20 protein-coding genes are annotated in these 24,791 nt (G+C 70.3%); 8 read left to right on the forward strand and 12 right to left on the reverse strand.

All coding sequences use genetic code 11. The features are described 5' to 3' along the window. The first annotated feature begins 31 nt into the window (after positions 1-31). Positions 32-697, forward strand: a complete 666-nt coding sequence (locus ACQPXM_RS19520) for a GntR family transcriptional regulator (RefSeq protein WP_432950598.1) — start codon at positions 32-34, stop codon at positions 695-697. Here the strand turns inward: ACQPXM_RS19520 and ACQPXM_RS19525 are convergent. The 10 genes from ACQPXM_RS19525 to ACQPXM_RS19570 all read right to left on the reverse strand — a co-directional run bounded on the left by ACQPXM_RS19525 (position 694) and on the right by ACQPXM_RS19570 (position 14,872). Beyond that, a complete protein-coding gene (locus ACQPXM_RS19525; RefSeq protein ID WP_432950600.1) occupies positions 694-2,466 on the reverse strand; it encodes a gamma-glutamyltransferase family protein in 1,773 nt (590 codons plus the stop codon). The two genes, ACQPXM_RS19520 and ACQPXM_RS19525, sit on opposite strands and share 4 nt — an antisense overlap. After that, entirely contained in the window at positions 2,463-3,455 is a 993-nt protein-coding gene (locus ACQPXM_RS19530) for an ABC transporter ATP-binding protein (protein ID WP_432950602.1), read from the reverse strand. Before ACQPXM_RS19530 ends, ACQPXM_RS19525 begins: the two co-directional genes overlap by 4 nt. Continuing rightward, entirely contained in the window at positions 3,452-4,435 is a 984-nt protein-coding gene (locus tag ACQPXM_RS19535; protein WP_432950604.1) for an ABC transporter ATP-binding protein, read from the reverse strand. Before ACQPXM_RS19535 ends, ACQPXM_RS19530 begins: the two co-directional genes overlap by 4 nt. Then, entirely contained in the window at positions 4,432-5,316 is an 885-nt protein-coding gene (locus ACQPXM_RS19540; protein WP_432950606.1) for an ABC transporter permease, read from the reverse strand. The genes ACQPXM_RS19535 and ACQPXM_RS19540 overlap by 4 nt, the downstream gene beginning before the upstream one ends. Continuing rightward, entirely contained in the window at positions 5,316-6,269 is a 954-nt protein-coding gene (locus tag ACQPXM_RS19545; protein WP_432950608.1) for an ABC transporter permease, read from the reverse strand. Before ACQPXM_RS19545 ends, ACQPXM_RS19540 begins: the two co-directional genes overlap by 1 nt. A 9-nt stretch (positions 6,270-6,278) precedes the next feature. Further along, positions 6,279-7,955: an ABC transporter substrate-binding protein gene (locus ACQPXM_RS19550; RefSeq protein ID WP_432950610.1), complete on the reverse strand. Its 1,677-nt coding sequence runs from the start codon at positions 7,953-7,955 to the stop codon at positions 6,279-6,281. A gap of 170 nt (positions 7,956-8,125) precedes the next feature. Next, positions 8,126-8,617 (reverse strand): GNAT family N-acetyltransferase, encoded by a 492-nt coding sequence (locus ACQPXM_RS19555; protein WP_432950612.1) that lies wholly within the window; start codon positions 8,615-8,617, stop codon positions 8,126-8,128. A gap of 106 nt (positions 8,618-8,723) precedes the next feature. After that, positions 8,724-9,950 carry a hypothetical protein gene (locus tag ACQPXM_RS19560; RefSeq protein ID WP_432950614.1) on the reverse strand — a complete coding sequence of 409 codons (1,227 nt, stop codon included), beginning with the start codon at positions 9,948-9,950 and terminating at the stop codon, positions 8,724-8,726. After that, complete coding sequence (locus ACQPXM_RS19565) at positions 9,947-12,865, reverse strand: DEAD/DEAH box helicase (protein ID WP_432950616.1); 2,919 nt, start codon at positions 12,863-12,865, stop codon at positions 9,947-9,949. Before ACQPXM_RS19565 ends, ACQPXM_RS19560 begins: the two co-directional genes overlap by 4 nt. Before the next feature lie 120 nt (positions 12,866-12,985). Continuing rightward, positions 12,986-14,872 (reverse strand): ABC transporter ATP-binding protein, encoded by a 1,887-nt coding sequence (locus ACQPXM_RS19570; protein WP_432951053.1) that lies wholly within the window; start codon positions 14,870-14,872, stop codon positions 12,986-12,988. Positions 14,873-15,056: 184 nt separating this feature from the next. On the opposite strand from ACQPXM_RS19570, the gene ACQPXM_RS19575 reads away from it, so the two are divergent. The 6 genes from ACQPXM_RS19575 to ACQPXM_RS19600 all read left to right on the forward strand — a co-directional run bounded on the left by ACQPXM_RS19575 (position 15,057) and on the right by ACQPXM_RS19600 (position 22,631). Then, on the forward strand, positions 15,057-15,812 hold the full coding sequence (locus ACQPXM_RS19575) for a TetR/AcrR family transcriptional regulator (RefSeq protein WP_432950618.1): 756 nt from the start codon (positions 15,057-15,059) through the stop codon (positions 15,810-15,812). 46 nt (positions 15,813-15,858) lie between these two features. Beyond that, the gene (locus ACQPXM_RS19580) at positions 15,859-16,464 is read left to right on the forward strand and encodes a TetR/AcrR family transcriptional regulator (protein WP_432950620.1); all 606 of its coding nucleotides are present in this window, start codon (positions 15,859-15,861) and stop codon (positions 16,462-16,464) included. Further along, complete coding sequence (locus tag ACQPXM_RS19585; protein WP_432950622.1) at positions 16,464-18,197, forward strand: ABC transporter ATP-binding protein; 1,734 nt, start codon at positions 16,464-16,466, stop codon at positions 18,195-18,197. The genes ACQPXM_RS19580 and ACQPXM_RS19585 overlap by 1 nt, the downstream gene beginning before the upstream one ends. Further along, positions 18,194-20,281, forward strand: coding sequence for an ABC transporter ATP-binding protein (locus ACQPXM_RS19590; protein WP_432950624.1), 2,088 nt, complete (start codon positions 18,194-18,196; stop codon positions 20,279-20,281). The genes ACQPXM_RS19585 and ACQPXM_RS19590 overlap by 4 nt, the downstream gene beginning before the upstream one ends. Before the next feature lie 87 nt (positions 20,282-20,368). Further along, the gene (locus ACQPXM_RS19595; RefSeq protein ID WP_432950626.1) at positions 20,369-21,721 is read left to right on the forward strand and encodes a hypothetical protein; all 1,353 of its coding nucleotides are present in this window, start codon (positions 20,369-20,371) and stop codon (positions 21,719-21,721) included. Next, positions 21,627-22,631: a nucleoside hydrolase gene (locus tag ACQPXM_RS19600; RefSeq protein ID WP_432950628.1), complete on the forward strand. Its 1,005-nt coding sequence runs from the start codon at positions 21,627-21,629 to the stop codon at positions 22,629-22,631. Before ACQPXM_RS19595 ends, ACQPXM_RS19600 begins: the two co-directional genes overlap by 95 nt. Here the strand turns inward: ACQPXM_RS19600 and ACQPXM_RS19605 are convergent. Beyond that, positions 22,624-23,643, reverse strand: a complete 1,020-nt coding sequence (locus tag ACQPXM_RS19605) for a zinc-dependent alcohol dehydrogenase family protein (protein WP_432950630.1) — start codon at positions 23,641-23,643, stop codon at positions 22,624-22,626. The two genes, ACQPXM_RS19600 and ACQPXM_RS19605, sit on opposite strands and share 8 nt — an antisense overlap. A gap of 80 nt (positions 23,644-23,723) precedes the next feature. Here ACQPXM_RS19605 and ACQPXM_RS19610 point away from each other — a divergent pair, with 80 nt between their 5' ends. Further along, positions 23,724-24,119 carry an ArsR/SmtB family transcription factor gene (locus tag ACQPXM_RS19610; RefSeq protein WP_432950632.1) on the forward strand — a complete coding sequence of 132 codons (396 nt, stop codon included), beginning with the start codon at positions 23,724-23,726 and terminating at the stop codon, positions 24,117-24,119. On the opposite strand, the gene ACQPXM_RS19615 is transcribed toward ACQPXM_RS19610, so the two are convergent. Next, the gene (locus ACQPXM_RS19615) at positions 24,047-24,688 is read right to left on the reverse strand and encodes a hypothetical protein (RefSeq protein ID WP_432950634.1); all 642 of its coding nucleotides are present in this window, start codon (positions 24,686-24,688) and stop codon (positions 24,047-24,049) included. The two genes, ACQPXM_RS19610 and ACQPXM_RS19615, sit on opposite strands and share 73 nt — an antisense overlap. Positions 24,689-24,791: the final 103 nt, after the last annotated feature.

Consider the following 24,791-nt stretch of genomic DNA (forward strand, 5'->3'; position numbering starts at 1 on the left):
CGGCACGCGCCGAAGCAGAGGGGAGTCCGGGGTGGAGCAGCGGTACGGGGGCGAGCAGGTGCGCACGATCGGTGCGGACCACGTCGCGCTCAGGGAACAGGTGCTGAGCGAGCTACGGCGCCGGATCGTCGACGGCGACTACGCGCAGGGGGAGCGGCTGACCGAGAACCGGCTGGCCGACGACTTCGGGGTGTCGCGCAACCCGGTCCGCGAGGCGCTGCGGGTGGTGGAGAGCGAGGGGTTCGTGGAGATCCTCCCGCGCCGCGGTGCGGTCGTCGCAACGCTGGACGAGACGGCGATCCGCGATCTGTTCGCCGTCCGCAAGCAGCTGGAGACTCTGGCCGCCGGACTCGCTGCTGAGCGGGCGACCGAGGACGACGTCGCGAGGCTGCGTGCACTGCTGGTCGAGGCCAACAAGGCGACCGAGGCGGGGGATCTGGCGCGGGTCGCCGAGCTGAACAGCGCACTGCACGTCGCAGTGATCGACATCAGCGGCAACCGATGGCTGGCTTCGCTGTCGTCAGCCATGTACCACCACGTGCACTGGGTGTTCCGGGTCGGCGCGGCACAGCGTGCGCCGCACTCCTGGGAGGAGCACATCCGTCTGGTCGACGCCATCGCTGCCGGCGACGCCGAAGCTGCGGTGGCCGCGGCCGAGGCCCATGTCGAAGCCGCGGCCGCAGCAGCTCTCGCCTAACGGCCGACCGCGTACCCCTGCATGCCGCGGGGATTCGCACCGGCCGACAGTACGCCGCCCGGCTCGCGTCCGACCGCGCACAGTCGGCCGAGGCTCCACGCGTCCGACTCGGTGAGCACGTGTCCGCGGCGGACCAGTTCGTCCCGGACTGCCGCGCCGAGGCGGGTCTCCAGCACCAGACCGCCCGGCTCGGTCGCCCGCGGGTAGAACGACGACGGGAAACCGGTGGTGTGCCAGGCCGGTGCGTCGATCGCGACCTGCAGCTCCTGTCCACCCGCCAGGTGCCGCAGCAGGAACAGCAGCTGCCACTGGTCCTGCTGATCGCCACCAGGCGACCCACAAGCCAGCACCGGTACGCCGTCACGCAGTACCAGCGTCGGCGTCAACGTGGTCCGCGGCCGCTTGCCCGGAGCCAGCGACGACGCCAGCCCTTCCTCCAGCCAGAACATCTGCGCCCGGCTACCCAGCGGGAACCCGAGCGACGGGATCACCGGTGACGACTGCAGCCAGCCACCGCTCGGCGTCGCGGAGATGACGTTGCCCCAGCGGTCCACCACGTCGACGTGACAGGTGTCGCCGCGCGTCCCGCCGTCCGGCGCGACTGTCGGCTCACCGACCGTTGCGTCGACCGTGGCGTCGCTGGTCGTCACCGAAGGCAGCAACGGCTTCCGCCCGTCGGGCATGCCGGGCCGCAGCTCCAGCGACGCGTCCGGACCGACCAGCGCGGCGCGCTCCGCTGCGTACGCGGGGGAAAGCAGGGTCTTGAGCGGTACGTCGGCGCCGTCGCCGTACCAGGCCTCGCGGTCGGCATACGACAGCTTCATCACCTCGACCGTCGTGTGCACGGCGTCCGCACTGGTCAGGTCCAAGTCAGCCGGGTCACCTAGCTCCGCCAGCACCGCCAGCGACTGCAGCAGCGCAGGACCCTGGCCCCACGGCCCCGTCTTCGCCACGGTGTGCCCGTGCCAGTCCAGCGTCGCCGCGTCCTCCCAGGTCGCGGTGAAGGCAGCCATGTCGGCTCCGGTGATCAGCCCGGCGTGGTCCTCACCGCTGGAGTCGCGGTGCGGCAGCTTCGAGAACGCGTCGACGGCCTCGGCAACGAAGCCTTCACGCCACGCGAGCCGAGCCCGCTCGACCTGCGCCACCAGGTCCGTGCCGGCTTCTTCGCCGGACGTGACGAGTCGCTCCAGCGTGTCGGCGTACGCCGGGTTCTTGACCAGCTCGTTGGGCGCGGGCGGGCGCCCATTGGCCAGCCAGAGCGCCGCAGAGGTCGGCCAGTGCTCGGTGAACAGCTCCCGCACGGTCTCGACGGTGTCACCGACCCGTGCGACCACCGGGTGCCCGTTGCGCGCGTAGTCGATGGCCGGCTCGAGCACGGTCCGCAGCGGCAGCGTGCCGTGGTCGCGGAGCAGCAGCAGCCACGCGTCGACGGCACCGGGGACCGTGGCCGCGAGCGGACCGGACCCGGGCACCAACGAGAGACCCAGCGAGCGGTAGTGCTCGATGGTCGCTCCGGCCGGCGCCACGCCCTGCCCGGCGAGCACTCGCGGCGTGGGGTCGTCGGCGGTCGCGACGATCGCCGGGACCTCTCCACCCGGGCCGTTGAGGTGCGGCTCGACCACGTGCAGCACGAACCCCGCGCAGGCGGCCGCGTCGAACGCGTTGCCGCCGAGCTCCAAGATCCGCATCGCCGACTGCGACGCGAGCCAGTGCGTGGACGAGACCATCCCGAACGTGCCGCGCAACGTGGGCCGGGTGGTGAAGGTCATCGGGCAGCTCCTGTGTCAGTTGTGTCTTGAGTACGCCGTACGTCCGGTCCGGTGCCGTCGTCGTTCACCAGGTGGCAGGCGACCCGGTGTCCACCCTCGCCGATCACGCGCGACTCCGGGACGACTGTCCGGCATCTGTCCACCGCCACCGGGCACCGGGTGTGGAACCGGCAGCCGGACGGCGGGTCGATCGGCGACGGCAGGTCGTCGCCGAGCAGGACGGGTCGCCGGGCCCGCTGGGTCGTCGGGTCCGGCACCGGGGCGGCGGACAACAGCGCCTGCGTGTACGGATGAGCCGGTACGCCGAAGATCCGCTCGCGCGGTCCCTGCTCGACCAGCTGGCCCAGGTACATCACGGCGACCTCGTCGGCCAGGTACTCGACGGCCGACAGGTCGTGGGTGATGAACAGGCAGGCGAATCCGAGGTCCCGCTGCAGATCCGCCAGCAGGTTGAGCACCGACGCCTGGACGGACACGTCGAGCGCACTGGTCGGCTCGTCGGCGACCAGCAGGCTGGGCTTGGAGATCAGTGCGCGGGCGATGCTGACTCGCTGACGCTGACCACCCGAGAGCTCGTGCGGTGAGCGCTGCGCGACCTCCGGCCGGAGCCCGACCCGGCGGAGTGAGTCAGCGACCGGTCCGGCCGTGTCGCGCTGTCGCATGAGCCGGAGTGGTTCGCTGACGATGTCGCCGACCGACAGCCGCGGGTCCAGCGAGCCGGCCGGGTCCTGGAACACGATCGACACGTCCCGGCGATGCTTGCGCAGCTGGCGGCGGTTGAGGTGAGTGATGTCGGCATCGGCGAGGCGGACCGTGCCGCCGGTCGGTTCGAGCAGCCGGACGACGCAGCGACCGACCGTGGATTTGCCGGAGCCGCTCTCACCGACCAGTGCGACCACCGTGCCTTTGCGGATGCGCAGTGACACCCCGTCGACGGCGCGGACCGGTCCGAAGTGCATGACGAGGTCTGTCAGTTCCAGCGCGTTCATCGGACCTCCACCGGCTCGCGGACTGGGTTCCAGCAGGCCACCTGGTGAGCACCGCCGGTGAGCAGCGGCTGCTTCGCCGTACAGGTGTCCAGTGCTCGGGGGCAGCGGTCGGCGAAGGTGCATGCGTCGGGCTGCTCGGCGAGTACCGGGACCAGGCCGGGAATCTCGTTGAGACGGTCGGTGCCCGCGTGGCGTCCGGCCGCAGGGGATGCTCCGAGCAGGCCGGCGGTGTAGGGGTGAGTGGGACGGGCGAACAGGTCGTGCACCTCGGCGGTCTCGACCACCCGGCCGGCGTACATGACGGCGACCCGGTCGGCCAGATCCGCGACGACGCCGAGGTCGTGCGTGATCAGCACGACGCTGGTGCCGAGCCGCTCCCGCAGTTCCCGCAGGACGTCGAGAATGCCGGCCTGGATGGTCACGTCGAGCGCGGTGGTCGGCTCGTCGGCGATCAGTACCTTCGGATCGCAGGCGACGGCCATCGCGATCATCACGCGTTGCCGCATTCCGCCGGACAGCTGGTGCGGGTAGTCGTCGACCCGCCGCTCGGCCGACGGGATGCCGACCAGCTTGAGCAGCTCGACGGCGCGCTTGCGGGCGGCCGACCGGGACAGCCCGTTGTGTACGCCGAGCACTTCGCCGATCTGCCGGCCGACGGTGAAGACGGGGTTCAGCGAGGTCATCGGCTCCTGGAAGATGTACGCGATCTCGCGGCCGCGGATCGACCGCAGCGTGCGTTTGTCCGCGCCGATCAGCTCGACGCCGTCGAGCTGGACCGAGCCCTCGACGCTGGCCGACCGGGGCAGCAACCCGGCCAGGCTCATCGCGGTCACGCTCTTGCCGCAGCCGGACTCGCCGACGACGGCCAGCACTTCACCGTCGGCCACCTCGAAGTCCACCTTGTCGACCGCGGAGATCCGGCCGTCCTCGGTGCGGAAGCTGACCGACAGGTCTCTGACCCGAAGAATCGGCGTGCTCATCGGCGGCTCGCTTTCGGGTCGAGGGCGTCGCGCAGGCTGTCGCCGACGATGTTGAACGCGAGCACCAGCAGCATGATCGCCAGGCCCGGCATCACCGCCGCCCACGGCGCCCGGGTCGCGAACTGCTGGGCGTCGGACAGCATCGTGCCCAGGCTCGGCGCCGGCGGCTGGATGCCGAGCCCGAGGAACGACAGCACCGCCTCGCCGAGGATCGCGGCCGGGATCGCGACCGTGGCCTGCACGATCACCACCGACGCGGCGTTGGGCAGGATGTGCCGGCCGAGCACCCAGAGATCACCGGCGCCCTCGACGATCGCGGCGGCGACGAAGTCCAGCGACTTCAGCCGCAGCGTCTCCGACCGGACGATCCGGATCACGCCGGGGATCTGCGCGATGCCGATCGCGATCGCCGCGTTGCCCAGGCTCGCGCCGCGGATCGCGGCCAGCCCGACCGCGAGGATCAGGAACGGGAAGGCCAGCACCAGATCGGTGAACCGCGAGATCAGCGCGTCGACGGCCCGGAAGTACCCGGCCATCAGCCCGAGCGGTACGCCGACCACCAGCGACGTGGCGACCGCGAGCAGCCCGACGTGCAACGACGCCCGCAGCCCGAACATGATCCGGGCCAGTACGTCGCGGCCGAGGTCGTCGGTGCCGAGCAGGTAGCCCGGCGTACCGGGTGGGCCGAAGGCTTCGTCGAGGTGCGTGTCGGTCGGTTCGTGCGGCGCGAGCCACGGCGCGAAGACCGCGACCACGACCGCGATCAGCAGGACGACGAGCCCGGCGATCGCCAGCGGGTTGCGCAGAATCCGCTTGACCACCTTGCGGCGGCGCGACGACAGCGGCGTACCGGCGGTGACGGTGACATCGGCAACAGCCATCACGCTTCACCCCTCACACGGATCCGCGGATCGATCACCGAGTACAGCAGGTCGACCAGCAGGTTGATCACGATGTACGCCGTGGCGGTGACCAGCACGACGGCCTGGATCACCGGGTAGTCGCGCTGGAAGACGGCGTCGACGGTCAGCTTGCCGAAGCCGGGCAGCGCGAAGATCCGCTCGGTCACGACCGCGCCGGAGATCAGCGCGCCGAGCTGCAGCCCGACGATCGTGACGACCACGATCAGGCTGTTGCGCAGCGCGTGCCGGCCGATCACCGCGCTGGACGGAAGCCCTTTGGCCTCCGCGGTCCGGATGTAGTCGGCCGACAGCGCGTCCAGCATCGACGACCGGGTCTGGCGCATGATCACCGCCGCCAGTCCGGTCCCGAGGATCAGCGCGGGCAGCACGAGGTGGTGCAGGTTGGCGATCGGATCCTCGAAGAACGGCACGAAGCCGGACGCCGGGAACAGGCCCATCGCCACCGACAGGTAGAGGATCGCCATCAGGCCGAGCCAGAAGTTCGGCACCGACAGGCCGAGCAGGGCGAGCGCGTTCGCCGCCCATTCGGCCGGTCGTCCGCGGTACACGGCCGCGACGACGCCCGCGCCGACCCCGACCAGACCAGCCACGGCGATCGCCAGCATCGACAGTTCGAGGGTGACCGGGAGAGCGCCGCGCAGCATGCCGGTCACGCTCTCTCCCGTTCTGATCGACACTCCGAGGTCACCGCGGACGGCGTGACTGACGAACTGCCAGAACTGCACCAGCAGCGAGTCGTCCAGGCCGTACTGTTCGCGGATCGCCCGCAGGGACTCCGGATCGCGGTCCTCCCCGGCCAGCGCCAGGGCCGGGTCGCCGGGCAGCGCCCGGACCCCGAGAAAGACCACGATCGTTGCCAGCAGCAAGGTCACGGCCGACTGCCAGAGCCGGCCGAGCAGGTAGCGGCGCATCGCCGGCGCCTACTTCGCGAAGCCGGCGAAGGCGGTCCGGATCACCCCGTCCGGGTAGGTCTGGACGCCGAGCACCTTCTTGCTGACCCCGGTCAGGTTGCGCTGGCGGTACAGGTAGATCAGCGGGTCGTCCTGCTGCAGCTTGGCCACCACCTCGCCGTACAGCTTGATCCGCTCGGCCTTGTCCTGCGACTGCCGGGCGTCGGTGAGCAGCTTGTCCACCTCCGGGCTGTTGTACCCGGCAACGTTCTGGCTGCCGTCGGAGCCGACGAAGTTGAAGATGTTCGCGTCCGGGTCGACCCGGCCCGACCAGCCGAGCTGCAGCAGCTCGAAGTCACCGCGGTCCTGCTGGTCCAGCAGCGACGCGTACTCGACCGGCTTGATCACCAGCTCGAACCCACCGTCCTTGACCATCGCCTGCAACGCCTGCGCCAGCCGCAACGAGTCCGGGTTGTTCGAGGTGATCATCTCCACCTTGTACGGCGTGGTGACGCCGGCCTGGCCGAGCAGTTCCTTGGCCTTGGCCGGGTCGTGCGGCGGGCAGGCCTGGGCCGCTTCGCTGGTGAACTCGCTCTTCGGCGAGATCGGCGAACAGGCGACCGTGTTCAGCCCATTGAAGATCGACTTGACCAGCGCCTCGCGGTCGATCGACGCCTCCAGCGCCTGCCGGACCCGCGGGTCCTTGGCGATCGGGGTGTCGAGCTGCTTGACCGGCTTGCCGATGCCGTCGGCGTTGCCGACGTTCACGGTCAGGCCCTGATAGCCCAGCGACTGCGACTGCAGGACGGTCATGCTGCTGTCCTTCTGCAGCTCGGGCGCGTCCTGCGTGGACAGCGAGTCGGCGATCTGGGCGTCACCGGAGCGCAGGTTGGCCGAGCGGATGCTGGAGTCGGTGATGATCCGGTACTCGATCGCGTCCAGGTGCACCTTGGCCGCGTCGTAGTACTGCGGGTCCTTGACCACCTTGATCGAGTTCTGCGCGACCCGGCTGGCGAACTTGAACGGGCCGACGCAGACCGGCGCGGTGGAGAAGTTCGCGCCGAGCTTGGCCACCGCGGCCGGGCTGAGCACCATGCCGGCCCGGTCGGCCAGCGCGGCGGTGAGCGGCGCGAACGGCTTGGACAGCTTGATCACGACGGTTTTCGGGTCGGGCGTCTCGACCGCGCTGATCGGGCCGAGCTCGCTCTTGCGGCCGGAACCGGCCAGGGTCAGCCCACGCTCGATCGAGGTCTTCACCGCGGCCGAATCCATCGTGCCGCCGTCGGCGAACTTCACCCCCTCGCGCAGTGGGATGGTCAGGCTCAGCCCGTCGGCCGCGACGGTCGGCAGCGCGGTGGCCAGCTGCGGCACGATCTTGGCGTCCGGCCCGAGGTCGTAGAGCTTCTCGCACATGGTGTGGAAGACGTAGCGCGAGTACAGGCTGCGCGACAGCGTCGGGTCCAGCTTGTCCGGATCGGCCGAGAGCGCGACCGTCAGTGTGCCGCCGGGCTTGACCTGGGCGGGGTCGGCCGGGTCGCCGAACACGTCCTGGTTCGCGGAGCCGGCCTGGTCACCGCCGGTCTGCGCGTCGTTCGACTGGACCGGCGAGCACGCGGTGGCCGCGAGGACCAGCGCGAGCAGGGCGGCGGGGGGAGCGGTTCTCCGCCAGCTGGAACGGTTCAGTGGCGACGGAGTTCGACGGAACATTTCGTCCTCCAGGGGTGAGCGGTTCCGTCGACTGTTTCATGTATACAACCCCTCGGCGCAAGTGGTTCGGCGAGTTTGATGCAACCTTTTACCGATTCGGTGCGATGCCGGGTGAAGGATTTCCTGCGCGGTCGCGCCTGCTCCCGGAGGGGAACAGGCGCGACACCGGATCAGACCTGCCAGGCCGCGGGATAGTGGATGGTGCCGCGCGGGAGTGGGCGGGTGGGATCGAGGCCGAGCGCCATCTGGTTCGGTCCGTCGTACGGGCTGTGGATGCCGAACTCGGTCGCTCGGCGGAAGCCGAAGCGGGGGTAGTAGTTGTCGTGGCCGAGCACGACGACCGCGTGCTCGCCCGCGGTACGGGCGGCGTCCAGCGCGGTGCGAATCGTCGCACTGCCGGCGCCCGAACGCTGGTACGCCGGGAGGACGGCACACGGCCCGAGGACGAGGGCCGGGGTGTCGTCGATGTGGCAGCGGCTCAGCAGGGCATGGGCGACGATCTCGTCATCGGCGGTGGCGACGTAGGACAGCCAGACGGTGCTGTCGGCACGCAGCCGGGTGACGAGGTCGGGCTCGTAACGGCGGCCGAACGCGTGGAAGTTGACGGTGTCGACGGCCGCCGCGTCAGCGGGCGTCTCGGCGCGGGTGATCCAGTTGGACAACGGAAGAACCTTTCGACCAGAGGGAGTAGGACAGGGGCGAACGCCGCGCGGTCATCACCCTCAACTCCTCTCGCTGGTCGTGGGCCATCACGCTAGTGCCCGTCGATCACTCCGTCGACTGGTTTAGCGCGAACGCCGCCGCCGGATCCCGATCGGCCGGACCGGCCGGCAGCCAGGAGTCGCCGGCGCGCTGGTACGGATGCCAACGCCCGGCCTTGTCCAGCCGGAGTTGCACGGTGGACGAGGTCAGCCAGTTGCCCGAGATCTCCAGCTCCAGCCGTTCGTCGGCCGCCGCCTGCAGCTCGGTCCGCGCCCGGACCAACTCGCCACCGTCCGGGGCCCACGAACTCACCAGCACATCGAGCCCTGGCGCTCCGCCGTACGTCCACGCCTGGACGCCGACCTCGAGCCCGTCGGTGTCCTCCAGACGGGCTCGCAACTCCGGGTACTCGGCAGCCAGCCGGACCGAATCCTGCCACTCGTCCAGCACCCACGGCTCCGGCGAACCCGTCAGCAACGCGTTCAACTGGGCGCGTCCGCGGCGAGCGGCGTCCAGCACCAGCAACGGCAACGAAACGGCTGCGTCCGGACCGCCGACCTCAGCCTCGGACAGCGGGGCCGTGCCGGTGATCGGCAGGTCGTCGATCACCACCTTGCTGGGCAGCTCCGGGTCGGGCGGCAGCGCGGCGACGTCGGCGGCGAACGCCGCACCGGCGTCGACACCGAGCCGCTCGACCTCGGCCGATTCGTTGCCGTCATCAACTGTGCCGGTGGTCGCCCGCCGCTGGAGCTCGTCCAGCAGGTCCTCGCGGGAGCGGCCGCGGAGCAGCAGCAGGATGAAGGGATCGTCGTCCAGCAGCCACGCCACCTGGTACGACAAACCGGCCGCGTGCTGGCAGGGCAGTTCCCAGGCGTCGCAGGTGCAGGACGGGTCGAGGTCGCCGATGCCCGGCAGCAAGCGGACCCCGGCGTCCTCGGCCGCGCTGACCAGATCGTGCGGCATGTCGCCGTCCAGCAGCGCGGCGATGTGGCCCGCGCGGGAGCCGACCTGGTCGAGGAATCTGCTCCACTCGTCGTCGGTCAGCTGGTCGACCACCACCACCGACTCGTACCGGTCCTCCGGCGCCTCGACCACCGCGGCGATCCGCCCGGGACTGACGGTGATCGTGCCCACCTGGCCCGAATTCGCGAACCGGCGGCCCTTCTTCAGCTGCCCGTTGTCCAGCGACGTGTCCTCCATCGCCTGAACCCACGCCCGCGCCCACCACGACCGCCCGCGGGTACTGCGCCCGCGCTGTGCCGGGAACGGCGGGAACCCCTTGGCCGCGGTCATCGCACCCCACCTCGCAACTCGACCAGATCGGCCAGCTCGGCATCGGACAGCTCGGTCAGCGCCGCCTCACCCGCCGTCAGCACGGCGTCCGCGAGGGCGCGTTTGCTCGACAGCATCGCCGCGATCCGGTCCTCGATGGTGCCCTCGGCAATCAACCGGTGCACCTGCACCGGCCGGGTCTGGCCGATCCGGTACGCGCGGTCGGTGGCCTGGTCCTCGACCGCCGGGTTCCACCACCGGTCGAAGTGCACGACGTGGTCCGCGCGGGTCAGGTTCAGTCCGGTCCCGGCGGCCTTCAGCGACAGCAGGAACACCGGCACCTCGCCGGCCTGGAACCGCTCGACCATCTGCTCACGCTTGCGGACCGGCGTACCGCCGTGCAGCAGCTCGGTCGCGACCCCACGGTCGGCAAGATGCTGCTCGAGCAGCCGCGCCATCGCGACGTACTGGGTGAAGACCAGCACGGCGCCGTCCTCGGCGAGGATCGTGCCGAGCAGTTCGTCGAGCAGCTCGAGCTTGCCCGAGCGGCCGGTGAGCTTCGCGCCGGCCGGCTCCTTCAGGTACTGCGCCGGGTGGTTGCAGATCTGCTTGAGCCCGGTCAGCAGCTTGACGATCAGGCCTCGCCGGGCCATCGCGTCGCTGGCCCGGACGGCGTCCATCAGCTCGCGCACCGTCGCCTCGTAGAGCACGGCCTGCTCGCGGGTCAGTGACACGGTCTGGTCGGTCTCGGTCTTCGGCGGCAGCTCGGGCGCGATGCCGGGATCGGACTTACGGCGCCGCAGCAGGAACGGACGGACCAGCGTGGCCAGCCGGTCGGCGACCTCCTGGTCCTTGTCGGCCTCGATCGGCGTCGCCCAGCGGCTGCGGAACGTTCCGAGCCGGCCGAGCAGCCCCGGCGTCGTCCAGTCGAGGATCGCCCAGAGCTCGGACAGGTTGTTCTCGACCGGCGTCCCGGTGAGGGCGACGCGGGCCATCGCCGGAACCGTGCGCAGGGCCTTCGCCGTACCGGAGGAGGGGTTCTTCACGTGCTGGGCCTCGTCGGCGACCAGCAGGCCCCACCGGTGCTCGGCGAGCTTCTTCGCGTCCCGGCGCAGCGTCCCGTACGTCGTGAGCACGAACCCGGTGTCGGCCTCGTCGAGCGACCGGCTGGTCCCGTGGAAGCGGCGGACCGGCGTACCGGGGGCGAACTTGTGGACCTCGCGCTCCCAGTTGCCGAGCAGGGACGCCGGACAGACGACCAGGGTCGGGCCCGCGGTGTGGTCGCTGGTCTGACGGTGCAGGTGCAGCGAGATCAGCGTGATCGTCTTGCCCAGACCCATGTCGTCCGCGAGGCAACCGCCGAGACCGAGCGAGGTCATGCAGTTCAGCCACTGCAGGCCACGCAACTGGTAGTCGCGCAGGGTCGCCTGGAGGCCCGCGGGTGCTTCGAGCAGGTCGTCGGAACGGTCCGGGTCGGCGATCCGGGCGCGCAGGTCGTCGAGCCACTTCGTCGGCGTGACCGCGACGTGCTTCCCGTCGATCTCGGCCGTGCCGGTCAGCGCGGCGCCGAGCGCGTCGATCGCGGTGACGGGTTTGAGGATGCGTTCGCGGGCCTTGCGGGCCAGCTCGGGGTCGACCAGCATCCACTGGTCGCGCAACCGGACCACCGGCCGGGTCGCCTCGGCCAGCCGGTCCATCTCCTCGCCGGTCAGCGGATCGTTGCCGAGAGCAACCTGCCAGCTGAAGTCGAGCGTGCTGGTCCCGGAGAAGAAGCCGGGCAGGTCGGCCGGGGCAGTGTCCGGCGTGCGCGTGATCGCGGCCCGCGCGGTCAGCGAGCGGCCGAGACTCCGCGGCCAGTGCAGGTCGACGCCGGCCGCCGCGAGCCGCTGAGCGCCGGTCGCCAGCAATCCGGCGACCTCCTCGTCGGTCAGCTCCATCCGATCCGGTACGGCGGCGTCGAGCAGCTGCTGCAACGGGGGCCAGACCCGGGCGGCGCGGCGGATCGCCAGCGTCGCGTCGATCCTTGCCCGCGGCCCGAATCCTGGGACTTCACCGGCCCAGACGTCCGCCGCGTCGCGGACGAGGGTCGGATCCTGCAGGCTGTGCAGCTGCACGTTGGCCCGGAAGCCGAGCCGGTGCACCGCGACCTCGTCACCCGCGTCCGGCGCGAGCTCGTCGCCGCCCTTGACCAGGTCGATCCGCAGCGAGATCCGGACGCCGGTGTCGAGGCCCGCCGACACCTCGTCGGCCCACGATCGCAACCGCTCGGCCCGCTGAGGCGCCTTCGCGGTGAACAGGTTGGTGCCGTGTGCCTTCGGCGCAGCGGCCGATCGAGGCATTCCGTCGGCGACCGCGTCGAGGAACGCGCGCACGAGGTCTTCCGCGACCGGCAGCCGCAACTCGCCGGTGCCGGCTTCACCAGGCGGAAGGGCCGCCCTGTGTGTTTTCTGGTGTTCGCCGGCCGCGTCCCGCGCGGGACGGGCGCCAGGTACGCCGGCCGCTGTGCCGGCGGGGGAGTCAAGGGGGAGCGGGATCGACCTGGCTTCCGGCGGCATCGCCTCGGCGAGTTGCAGCACCCGCTCGACGTCGGGCTGGTCGTACGGGCCGACGCGCCAGGCATCGTGCCCGGCGGGTGAGACGCCGGGAAGCAGCCGGCCGCGCGCGACCAACTGGAGCGCGACAAGCGAGGCCGCGCCCCAGAAACTGACCGATGCGTGCGCGCCGGTGGTCTTACGCGCGCGTCCGAGCACAGAAACCGCTTCGCCCACCGGCAGCTCGACCGCGCGGACGACCCGCTGCTCGACTCGACCGTCGACCGGAGCGACCACCGGGAGCTCGACGTGCTCACCGACGCCGAGGGGGAGCGCTGACCCGTCGGGGGACCAGAACGCGACGGTCCCGGTTCGTGGTGGATCTGCGGGCCGGAAAACAGCCACCAGACGTGCAACTTCAGCCGCTACCCCAGCTGCCACTACCAACCCCGCACACCTTCCTCGCGATCACCACCCGGCCTTCACCGCGCGACGCCGGATGCACCGGCGCCGCGCGGCGTCCCCTCACGACGCCCCGACGACCACCGCCTCGTCCTCCGCCGGCGGCTGGTCGAACTGAGTACGGTACAGCTCCTCGTACCGCCCGCCCATCGCCAGCAGCTCCGCGTGCGTGCCGCGCTCGACGACCACGCCCGCCTCGATCACGAGAATCAGATCGGCGGCCCGGATCGTCGACAACCGGTGCGCGATGACCACCGCCGTCCGCCCGGCCAGTGCCTCGGCCAGCGCGGCCTGGACCGCGGCCTCCGAGGTCGAGTCCAGCGCGGCGGTCGCCTCGTCGAGAATGACGACCCGCGGCTGCGCGAGCAGCAGCCGCGCGATGGTCAGCCGCTGCCGCTCACCACCCGACAGGCGGTACCCACGCTCGCCGACCACCGTGTCCAACTGTTCCGGCAGCGACCGGATCAGGTCGCCGAGCCGGGCCCGGGTGAGCGCGTCCCACAGCTCCTCCTCGGTCGCCTCGGGCCGGGCCAGCAGCAGGTTCTCCCGGATGCTGTCGTGGAAGAGGTGCCCGTCCTGCGTCACCATGCCGAGCGTCTCGCGCAGGGACTCGGCCGTCAGATCCCGGACGTCGACGCCACTGAGCCGCACTGCTCCGGAGTCCACGTCGTACAGGCGGGGGATGAGCTGGGCGATCGTGGACTTGCCGGCGCCGGACGTGCCTACCAGGGCGACCATCTGTCCCGGCTCGGCACGGAACGAGACCCCGTGCAGGACCTCCTCACCGCCGCGGGTGTCCAGCTTGGCGACCTCCTCGAGCGAGGCCAGCGACACCTTGTCCGCCGACGGGTAGGCGAACCGTACGTCGTCGAACTCGACCGTCACCGGGCCGTCCGGAACCCGCCGGGCGTCCGGCTTCTCCTGGATCAGCGGCTTCAGGTCGAGCACCTCGAAGACCCGCTCGAAGCTGACCAGCGCGGTCATCACCTCGAGCCGGGCGCTGGCCAGCGCGGTCAGCGGTGCGTACAGCCGGGTCAGCAGCAGCGCCATCGACACCACGGCTCCGGCGTCGAGCTGGTCGCGCAGCGCGTAGAACCCGCCGAGTCCGTAGACGACCGCCAGCGCGAGCGCGGAGACCAGCGTCAGCGCGGTGACGAACACCCATTGCACCATCGCGGTCCGGACGCCGATGTCGCGCACCCGGCTAGCCCGAACGGCGAACTCCTTGGACTCACGCACCGGCCGGCCGAACAGCTTGACCAAAGTCGCTCCCGGCGCCGAGAACCGCTCGGTCATCTGCGTACTCATGGTGGCGTTGTAGTTGGCCGCCTCCCGCTCCAGCGCCGCCAGCTTGGTGCCCATCCGGCGCGCCGGGATCACGAACACCGGCAGCAGCACCAGCGCGAGCAACGTGATCTGCCAAGACACCCGCAACATCACGACGAGCGTGAGGACCAGCATGACCAGGTTGCTCACGACGCCGGACAGCGTGTCGCTGAACGCCCGCTGGGCGCCGATCACGTCGTTGTTGAGCCGGGAGACCAGGGCTCCGGTCCGGGTCCGGGTGAAGAACGCGATCGGCATCTTCTGGATGTGGTCGAAGACCGCCGTGCGCAGGTCGAGGATCAAGCCCTCACCGATCCGGGCCGACAGCCACCGGGTGAACAGGCTGATCCCTGCCTCGGCGACCGCGATCACCGCGATCAGCCCGGCCAGCCAGAGCACCAGCTCGACCGACCGGCCCTTGACGATCGCGTCGACCACCTCACCGGCCAGCACCGGCGTCGCGACCGCCAGCACGGCGGCCGCCGTACTGAGCACCAGGAACGTGATCAGCAGCTTGCGGTGCGGGCGCGCGAAGGCCAGGATCCGGCGCAGGGTCTCCTTGGAGAAGGGACGTTTCTCGTCCTGTGCGTGCATCGCGTGGTACAGCGAGTTCCACGCGGTCATTTCCATGCTCACGGCTGTGCTCCGGACATGCTCGGTCGGCCAGGGTGTGCCGATGGTCCCGCGGACCACCGACACTTTCCGACGACCGTAGGACCTCGACTTGGCTTGAGGTCAACCGTCGCCATACTGGGTACGCTGTACGGGGTAGTCGCTGGAGTGTAGCCAGTCGGAGAGAATCACGCACATGAATTCCGAGTACAGCGGTGCCGGCGATCCCGCGAAGAGCCTGGAACTGCTGTGGGGTCTGCAGTCGAAGCCGACCCGTGGGCCCAAGCCCGGGCTCACGGTCGACCAGGTGGTCGCGGCCGCCGTCCGGGTCGCCGACGCCGAGGGCCTGGCCGCGCTGTCGATGCGCCGGGTCGCCGACGAGCTCGGCGTCGGCGCGATGACGCTGTACCGGTACGTACCGGGCAAGGCCGAGCTGCTCGACGTGATGCTCGACAGCGTGTACGGCGAGTTCGCGCGCCGCCCGGTCGACGGCGACTGGCGCGCCAAGCTGGAGGCGGTCGCGCTGCAGAACCGCGAGCTCTACCTGCGGCACCCGTGGCTGCTGTACGTCGCGAGCAGCCGGCCGCCGTTGGGCCCGGGGCTGATGGCGAAGTACGAGTACGAGCTGGAAGCGGTCGAGGGGATCGGCCTGACCGACGTGGAGATGGACGCCGCGGTCGCGCTGGTCAACGGCTACGTGCACGGCGCCGTCCGGAGCGCCGTCGACGCCAAGCGGGTGATCCAGTCGTCCGGCATCACCGACAAGGAGTGGTGGCTGGCGCACGAGCCGCTGTTGGACAAGATCGGCGACGCGCGGAAGTTCCCGCTCGCCAGCCGGGTCGGGACCGCGGTCGGGCAGGAGTTCGACGCGGCCTACGACTCCGAGCACGGATTCGCCTTCGGCCTGGCCAGGGTCCTGGACGGCATCGCCGCGCTGCTCGACGGCCGCTAGTAAAATGTAGTTGTGAGTGAGTACTCACTCAGTTAGTGTCGATCGGGTGAGTCCTCGAGCGACCCCGATGCCCCCCGACGAACGCCGCGCCGCGATCGTCGCCGCCGTACTGCCTCTGCTGGAGGAGCACGGCACCGACGTGAGCACCCGCCAGATCGCCGAAGCGGCCGGCGTCGCCGAAGGCACGATCTTCCGCGCGTTCGGCAGCAAGGACGCGCTGATCGACGCCGCGGTGCAGACCGCCTTCGACTCCGCGCCGCTGCTGGAGATGCTGCGCCAGGTCGACCCCGGCCTGCCGCTGCGCGAGCGGATGATCGCGGCGGTCGAGGTCGGTCAGCGCCGGCTGAGCGCGGTGTTCAAGCTGATGTTCGCGCTGCGGCTGCAGCGCCCGCCGCAGCCGAAGGACGCCGATGCGGAGACGCTGGCCCGGCGCAAGGCCGACGCCGAGCAGGCCGACAAGATCTTCACCGATCTGATCCGGCCCGACGCCGGCCAGTTCCGCGTCCCGCCGGAAGAGGTGGTGCACCGGCTGCGGCTGCTCACCTTCTCCGCCACCCACCCACTGATTTCGGACGGTCGGCCGATGACCGCCGAGGAGATCGTCGACTTCGCCCTCGACGGTGTCCGCCTTCACCACCTTGGGGATGCCTGATGCTTCTTCGCCTGTTACGCACGCACCTGCGTCCGTACGCCGGCAACCTGACCCTGGTGGTCGTCCTGCAGTTCGTCGGGACGATCGCCTCCCTCTACCTGCCCAGCCTGAACGCCGACATCATCGACAACGGCGTGGCCAAGGGTGACACCGGCTACATCGTCGAGAACGGCGGCTGGATGCTCGGCGTCAGCGTGGTGCAGATCCTGTGCACCGTGTTCGCCGTGTACTTCGGCGCCAAGACCGCGGCGCTGTTCGGCCGCGACGTGCGGGCCGCCGTCTTCCACCAGGTCGGCCAGTTCTCCGCCCGCGAGGTGAACCAGTTCGGCGCGCCGACCCTGATCTCGCGCAGCACCAACGACGTCACCCAGGTCCAGATGCTGGTGGTCACCTCCTGCACGATGCTGGTGGCCGCGCCGATCACGATGGTCGGCGGCATCATCGCCGCGGTCCGCGAGGACGTCGGGCTGTCGTGGCTGGTCGCCGTCGCCGTACCGCTGCTGGCCGCCTCGATCGGGCTGATCGCGAGCCGGATGGTTCCGCAGTTCCGCAAGATGCAGGTGAACATCGACGGCGTGAACCGGGTGCTGCGCGAGCAGATCACCGGCATCCGGGTGGTCCGCGCCTTCGTCCGCGAGCCGCACGAGACCGCGCGCTTCGGCGAGGCCAACGCGAACGTGACCGACACCGCGGTCCGGGCCGGCCGGCTGATGGCGCTGGTGTTCCCGGTCGTGATGCTGATTCTGAACGCCTCGACCGTGGCCGTGCTGTGGTTCGGCGCCACCCGGGTGGAAAGCGGCGCGATGCAGGTCGGCCAGCTGACCGCGTTCATCAGCTACCTGATCCAGATCCTGTTCTCGGTGATGATGGCGACGTTCGTGATGATCATGGTGCCGCGGGCCGCGGTCTGCGCCGACCGGATCAGCGAGGTGCTGAACACCGAGTCGACGGTCGTCCCGCCGGTCACGCCGATCACGACGTTCACCGGGCGCGGCGAACTCGTCTTCGACAAGGCCGGCTTCCAGTACCCCGGGGCGGCCGAGCCGGTCCTGCGTGACCTCAGTTTCTCGGCGTCACCCGGGCAGACCACAGCGGTGATCGGCAGCACGGGCGCGGGCAAGACGACGCTGGTGTCGCTCGTGCCCCGGCTGTTCGACGCGACCGCCGGCCGGGTGCTGGTGGACGGCATCGACGTCCGCGAGATCGAGCCACAGGCGCTGTGGCGGCGGATCGGGCTCGTGCCGCAACGCCCGTACCTGTTCTCCGGCACGGTCGCCAGCAACCTGCGCTATGGCAACCCCGACGCCACCGACGAGGAGCTGTGGCACGCCCTGGAGATTGCCCAGGGCAAGGACTTCGTCGAGGCGATGCCGGAGCAGCTGAACGCTCCGATCACCCAGGGCGGCACGAACGTGTCGGGTGGCCAGCGGCAACGGCTGGCGATCGCCCGGGCGCTGGTCCGCAAACCCGAGATCTACCTGTTCGACGACTCGTTCTCCGCGCTCGACCTGGCCACCGACGCCCGGCTGCGGGCCGCGCTCGCGCCGGTCACCGCCGACGCGTGTGTGGTGATCGTCGCCCAGCGGGTCTCGACCATCATCGACGCCGACCAGATCGTCGTGCTCGAGGACGGCGCGATCGTCGGGATCGGCCGGCACGACGAGCTGCTCGAGAGCTGCCCGACGTACGTCGAGATCGTCGAGTCCCAGCGGTCCGCGGAGGAGGCGGCATGACCGAGCACAAGAGTGCCGATGAGACCACCGAAGGCGGCGGGACGGCGACGGTCAAGGCGACCGAGCGTCCGACGACCGGGCGCGGGTTCGGACCACCCGGCGGGATCCCCGGCGACAAGTCGATGAACTTCGGCCCGTCGGCCAAGCGGCTGCTGCGCCGCCTGCGGCCGCACCGGGTCCAGGTGTTCGGGGTGATCCTGCTCGCGATCGCCAGCGTCGGGTTGTCCGTGCTCGGTCCCAAGCTGCTCGGCCGGGCCACCGACATCATCTTCTCCGGCGCGATCGGCAAGACCCTGCCCGGCGACGTCAGCAAGCAGCAGGTGATCGACAACCTCCGGGCCCAGGGCAACAACCGGTACGCCGACCTGATCAGCGGCATCGACCTGATCCCCGGCGTCGGCATTGACTTCGATGCCTTGCGCAACGTGTTGCTGCTGGTGCTCGGCCTGTACGTCGGCTCCTTCCTGCTGTCGTGGATGCAGGGCTACATCCTGAACGGCGTGGTCCAGCGGACCGTGTTCGAGCTGCGCTCCGAGGTCGAGGACAAGCTCAACCGGCTGCCGCTCAGCTACTTCGACGGCGCGCCGCGCGGCGAGCTGCTGAGCCGGGTCACCAACGACATCGACAACGTGTCGACCAGCCTGCAGCAGACCCTCAGCCAGCTGCTCACGTCGCTGCTGACGGTGATCGGCGTGGTCACGCTGATGTTCGTGGTCTCGCCGCTGCTGGCGCTGATCGCGCTGGTGACGATCCCGATCTCGATGATCCTGACCGCGGCGATCGCGAAGCGCTCGCAGACCCGGTTCGTCGCGCAGTGGCGGCACACCGGTGCGCTGAACGCCCAGATCGAGGAGGCCTTCACCGGCCACGAGCTGGTCAAGGTGTTCGGCCGGCAGCAGGAGATCGAGGCGAGCTTCGCGAAGAAGAACGAGGAGCTCTACCAGGCGGCGTTCGGGGCGCAGTTCATCTCCGGGCTGATCATGCCGTCGATGATGTTCATCGGGAACCTGAACTACGTGGTGATCGCGGTGGTCGGCGGCCTGCGGGTCGCGTCCGGCACGATGTCGCTGGGTGACGTGCAGGCGTTCATCCAGTACTCCCGGCAGTTCACCCAGCCGCTCACCCAGGTCGCTTCGATGGCGAACCTGCTGCAGTCCGGGGTCGCCTCGGCCGAGCGGGTCTTCGAGGTGCTCGACGCCGAGGAGCAGCGGCCGGAGGAGGCCACGCCGGCGAAGGTGACGCAGGCCCGCGGCCGGGTCGAGTTCGAGCACGTGTCGTTCTCGTACAAGCCGGACGAGCCGCTGATCACCGACCTCTCGCTGGTCGCCGAACCAGGAATGACGGTCGCGATCGTCGGCCCGACCGGGGCCGGCAAGACCACGCTGGTCAACCTGATCATGCGGTTCTACGAGCTCAACGGCGGCCGGATCACGCTGGACGGCGTCGACATCACCGAGCTGACCCGGCACGACCTGCGGTCCCGGATCGGCATGGTCCTGCAGGACACCTGGCTGTTCGGCGGGACGATCCGCGACAACATCCTGTACGGCAACCTGAACGCCACCGAACAGGACATGCTGGCCGCGGCCAAGGCGACGTACGTCGACCGCTTCGTGCACAGCCTGCCGGACGGCTACGACACGGTGATCGACGAGGAAGGCAGCAACGTCAGCGCGGGGGAGAAGCAGCTGCTCACCATCGCCAGGGCCTTCCTGGCCGACCCGCAGCTGCTCATCCTCGACGAGGCCACGAGCTCGGTCGACACCCGCACGGAGGTCCTGGTCCAGCGCGCCATGGCCGCCCTGCGCTCCGACCGCACCAGCTTCGTCATCGCGCACCGCCTGTCCACCATCCGCGACGCCGACCTGATCCTGGTGATGGAGAACGGAGCCATCGTCGAACAGGGCACGCACACCGAACTGCTCGCCGCCAACGGCGCCTACGCACGGCTCTACAACGCGCAGTTCACCGCGGCCGTCGTCGACCACGACCAGGACCAACCGGCCCCGGCCCCGGTCCCCGCCGTACCGACCACCGCGGAACTCCTGGCGGACGACGAGGACGAGTCCGCCTTCACTCCCTGATCGGTCGCAGGCGCCGCCCACCTGGGTGGCGCCTGCACCTGTGGATAACTTCCGACGCGGGGGCGCGGGATGTGACGTACTTGGTGCATGGCGACTGAAGCGTCGGAATTCCCCCATCGGCAGGGCGTCGCGGCGGCCCGCCGGATCGGCCGGAAGCTCCGGTTCACCGACGACTGCGACTACCAGACCCTGTACGACGCCTACCGGATCACCTTTGCCTACCACGCGCCGCTGATCGTCAAGATCGCCGACGAGATGCTCGCCGATCTCCGCGCGGACGTCGGCTCACACCGCGCCGATCGGGTGGTGACGCTCGGCCGCGACGGGCACAGCCTCGCGCTTGCGATGCGCGGGCTCGACCCGCTGTTCTATCGGCAGCACGTTTCGAACGTGGTGGTCTCGCGGGCCTTGGTCGAGAACGCGCTGCAGGACCTCGAGCAGAACGGCGGCCGCGAGTTTCCCCAGGTTCACGGGTTCCGCCGGGTGGCCTCGCGCGTTGATCCGGCCGACGTCGTCGCCGGCTTCCGGGTGCTCAGCGAGTACCTGCGCGCCTGCAAGGCGCCGGTCGGTCACGCGGGCAGCCGGATCACCCTGGTCGACACGAGCTTCAAAGGCACCGTGCAGGAGTTGCTCGCGGCCGTCTACCCGCAGACGTCCTTCCGAGGCAGGTACGCGTTCTTCGCCGAGTCACCGCACGACCCGCATCCGGGCAGCAAGCGGGGCTACGAGGTGCACCTGTACGCCGGCCAGACCCGGGAGGCGCGGCCCTTCTACGAGCTGCCCGCGGACGAGTCGAAGACGTTCGCGCACGTGCTCGGGATCAACGCCGTCGAGGAGTTGCTCGACGGTCCGATGTCGAGTCCGGTCCGGATCGGCAAGCGCGGCCCCGAACAGACCGGCCAGCGCAACTTGCCGAACTCGCTGCTGGGCCTGAGTCGCGGACGGATCTCGCCGCGGCTCAGGCCGCTGCTGGTCCGCGAAGGCGTCAAGCTGGTGAATCTGCACGCGGTCGCCGATCGCGCCCAGCATGCCGCGGCGGTGCGCGACGCGGGTGGGAACTACCGGGCCGGACTGGAATCAGGCGCTCGCCGGTTCCGGGCCGAGCTCCGGGCCTGGATCAATGGGTCCGAGACCGATCCACGGCTGAAGGAACTGCTCGACGCCTTCGTCCGCCGGTCCGATCTCCGGCCTGCCGAACAGCTCGGCCGCGCGCTGGAGCGGGCCCGGGTTCCGGACCAGCGGGTGGAACGGATCTGGGCTGCCTACGACCGGTGCGCGAGCGACGACGACAAACGGGTGTTCGTACAGAATGTGCTGAACGCGATCCAGACAGGTGGAGGTACGGATGGGCGAGGGCCGGGACGACGACGAGACTCCGATCCCGGACGAGGATCCGATCCAGGAGTGGCTCGCGATGGTGGAGACGAACGAGATGTTTGAGGAGTTCGGGGACCTCGGGGACGCCCTCGGCGGGCCTCCTCCGTCGCTCGGGCCGGTTGCCGCCGCCAGGGCGCCGATGATCATCGACACCGACGCGGGTGGCGCGCCGGACGACTCGGTGGCCTTGATCGCGGCCGCGCGCGGCGTACCGGAACTGGCGCTGGTGGTGACGACCGATGAGTACGGTGGGCAGCGGGCGCGGTTCGCGCGGCACCTGCTGGATCTCGCCGGCCGGTCGGACGTACCGGTGGTGGCCGGGGCGGCCCTCGGCAACACCCGCTCTTTCGTCGTCGGCGGCCTGGTCCCCGACGACGTACCCGAGCAGAGTGGCGAGGTGGCCGAAGCCGTGGCGAAGGTTTGCGCTTCGACCCCGGCCGCGGTCCGATGGGTCGGGATGGGACCGATGTCGAACCTGGCGCGATTGCAGGAGACGCGGCCCGAGCTGGTGGCGAAGATGGTGGTGACGCAGCTCGCCGGCGCCATCGATCCGAACGCGCCGGCCGAACACAACCTGCTCACCGATCCGGATGCGGTGATTCGAATGCTGCCCGTGCTGGAGTTGTCGGTGCCGTCGTTCGTGGTCGCGGACGTGACCGGCGATCCGGCGACGAAACTCGTTCCCGACGCGCCGATCTATCGCAAGTGGACCGCCGCGGCGGCGCCACCGTGGGCGCCGGTGCTGCGCGCGCAATGCGACCGGTGGACCGAGCAGCACCCGGAGTCGACGCAGTACGACGCGCTGACGCTGGCCGCGGCGGTGTTCTGGCCGGGGGTGCGGTTCGGCCGGGAACGCGTCTCGATCGGACCCGACGCCCGGATGAAGCGTGACGGCAACGGTGTGGAGATCGCGATGGCGATCTCCGCCGACTACCCGGCCTACTTGAGGTGGGTTGACCGCTTGGTCACCTGAGGCCCGACTGGACGGTGAGCACGAGCTTGCCGATGTGCGCGTTGGCGTCGAGCCGGGTGTGAGCGGCGACGACCTCCTCCAGCGGGAACGTGCCGGCGATCACCGGCCGGAAGGCGCCGGTGCGCAGGCCAGCGGTGACGAAGGCCTCCGCTCGAGCGAGGCGGAGCGGGTCGCGGCTGGTCTCGTGCATCGTGTACGAGCGGATGGTGAGGGCGGGTAGGCCGAGCTCGACACCCGGGTACGGCGTGGGTTCGCCGCTCAGCGCGCCGTACACGAGCAGCGTTCCCTCGGGGGCGACGAGGCGGGCCAGGTCGGTGATGCCGGGGCCGGCGACGGCGTCGAGGACCATGCGGACACCGCGAGCGTTGGTGAGCGCGGCGACCCGGGTGGGCACGTTCTCCGTGCTGGTGACGATCACCTCGTCGGCGCCGTGGTCGAGCAGTGCGGGCTTCTTGGCCGCCGTCCGGGTGAGGGCGATGGTGCGGACGCCGAGGTGCCGAGCCACCTGGATCAGCGCTAGGCCGACGCTGCTGGAGGCGGCGTTGAGAAGCACCGTGTCCCCGGGCCGGACGCCGCCGCCCTCGACGAGTGCGCCGTACGCGGTGAGGAACGCCATCCAGGTCGCCGAGCCGGTGATCGCGTCCACGCCGTCGGGGCGGCGTACCACCGCGGCCGCGGGCACGATGGCGCGGTCGGCGTAGACCGGGTAGTCGTTCTGCGAGAACGCCGGGACCACGCTCACCGCTTCGCCCGGGCGCAGGTTGCTCACGTCAGGACCGGTGAGTTCGATCTCGCCCGCGGCCTCCGCGCCGAGGCCGGCCGGGAACCGCCGGACCGGCTCGATGTAGTGCCCGCCGCGGAACAGCGCCTCGGCGCGATTGATGCCGATGGCATCGACCCGCAGCCGCACCTCGCCCGGCCCCGGGACGCCGATCGGCTCCCGCCGCAGCCGGAGCACCTCCGGACCGCCCAGCTCGTGGAACCGCACCACCGTCGCCTGTTCACTCGTCACACCGACAGTGAATCGCCAAGTTTGACGGCTGTCAAACTTTGATGCTGCTCAAACTATGATGGACGTCGTACTATGGCCCAATGAGCGACACGCGGATCCCGCCCCACCCGGACCCCCGGGACGTTCCGCTGCAGCAGGTGCTGGAGGCGCTGGTCGATCCGGTCCGCCGCAGCATCCTGACCCAGCTGGCCCACGCGGCGGCCGACGTGAAGTGCGGAGGCTTCGACCTCGACGTCAGTACGTCGACCGCCACGCACCACTTCAAGGTGCTGCGCGAAGCGGGGCTGATCCGCCAGTACTACGTCGGAACGTCCCGGATGAACTCGTTGCGCGGCGACGAGGTCGGCAAGGCGTTCCCCGACCTGCTCGACGCGGTCGTCGCCGCGGAGTCGGGTCGTCGAGGTCAGCGCCGCGGCACGTCGTCGGCGACGACGAGGTCCGGCCGGAGCGCCAAGAGGACTCCGAGCGTCGCGTAGCCGATCAGCAGGTGGCCGCCGCCGACCCAGCGGGCGGCAGCGTCACCGAAGACCACGGTGGCCGGGATCGTCACGAAGACCCAGCTCTCGGCGACCAGCGGCCACCAGCGCAGCAGGCCTCGCCAGCGTCCGGTGACGGCGAGCTTGATGCCGATGATCATCATGCCGATCATCGACAGCGGCCAGCAGATGTCGAGCACCATCAGCCAGATCGCGTCCTGAAGGCTCGCCGGGAAGACGCCGTGCAGCAGCGACCACAGGCTGGCGATCCCGAGCACGACCGCTTCCACCTTGAGCATCAGAACGGCGGGCCGGCTGAGACCGGTCGCGCGGGTACGGAACTGGATCGTCAGCAGGCAGAACAGCCCGAGCTGGAACGCCAGGCCGGTGAGGTCGTGGATGCGTTCGGGCGCGCCCTCGGTGACGGTGGAGAACGCGAAGATGCTCGCGCACCAGGCCAATGTTCCCGCGGTGAGCCCGAGTCCGAGCCGCCGGATCTGCCGCGCCCCGAATTGTGTGGTGCCAGCAGCTGGAAGTGCGGTCCGAGGACGGGCCGGTGTTTCGGTCATGGTGGTTCCTTCCTCCCCTGGGGCACGCTGCGCACCCCCTTCACCCACCCTGCGGCGCTTCCCGGCCCGGGCGGCAGGGACGCCCGTCCCCCAGCAGGTCCCG

The sequence above is a fragment of the Kribbella sp. CA-253562 genome (assembly GCF_050942265.1).
Taxonomy (GTDB): domain Bacteria; phylum Actinomycetota; class Actinomycetes; order Propionibacteriales; family Kribbellaceae; genus Kribbella.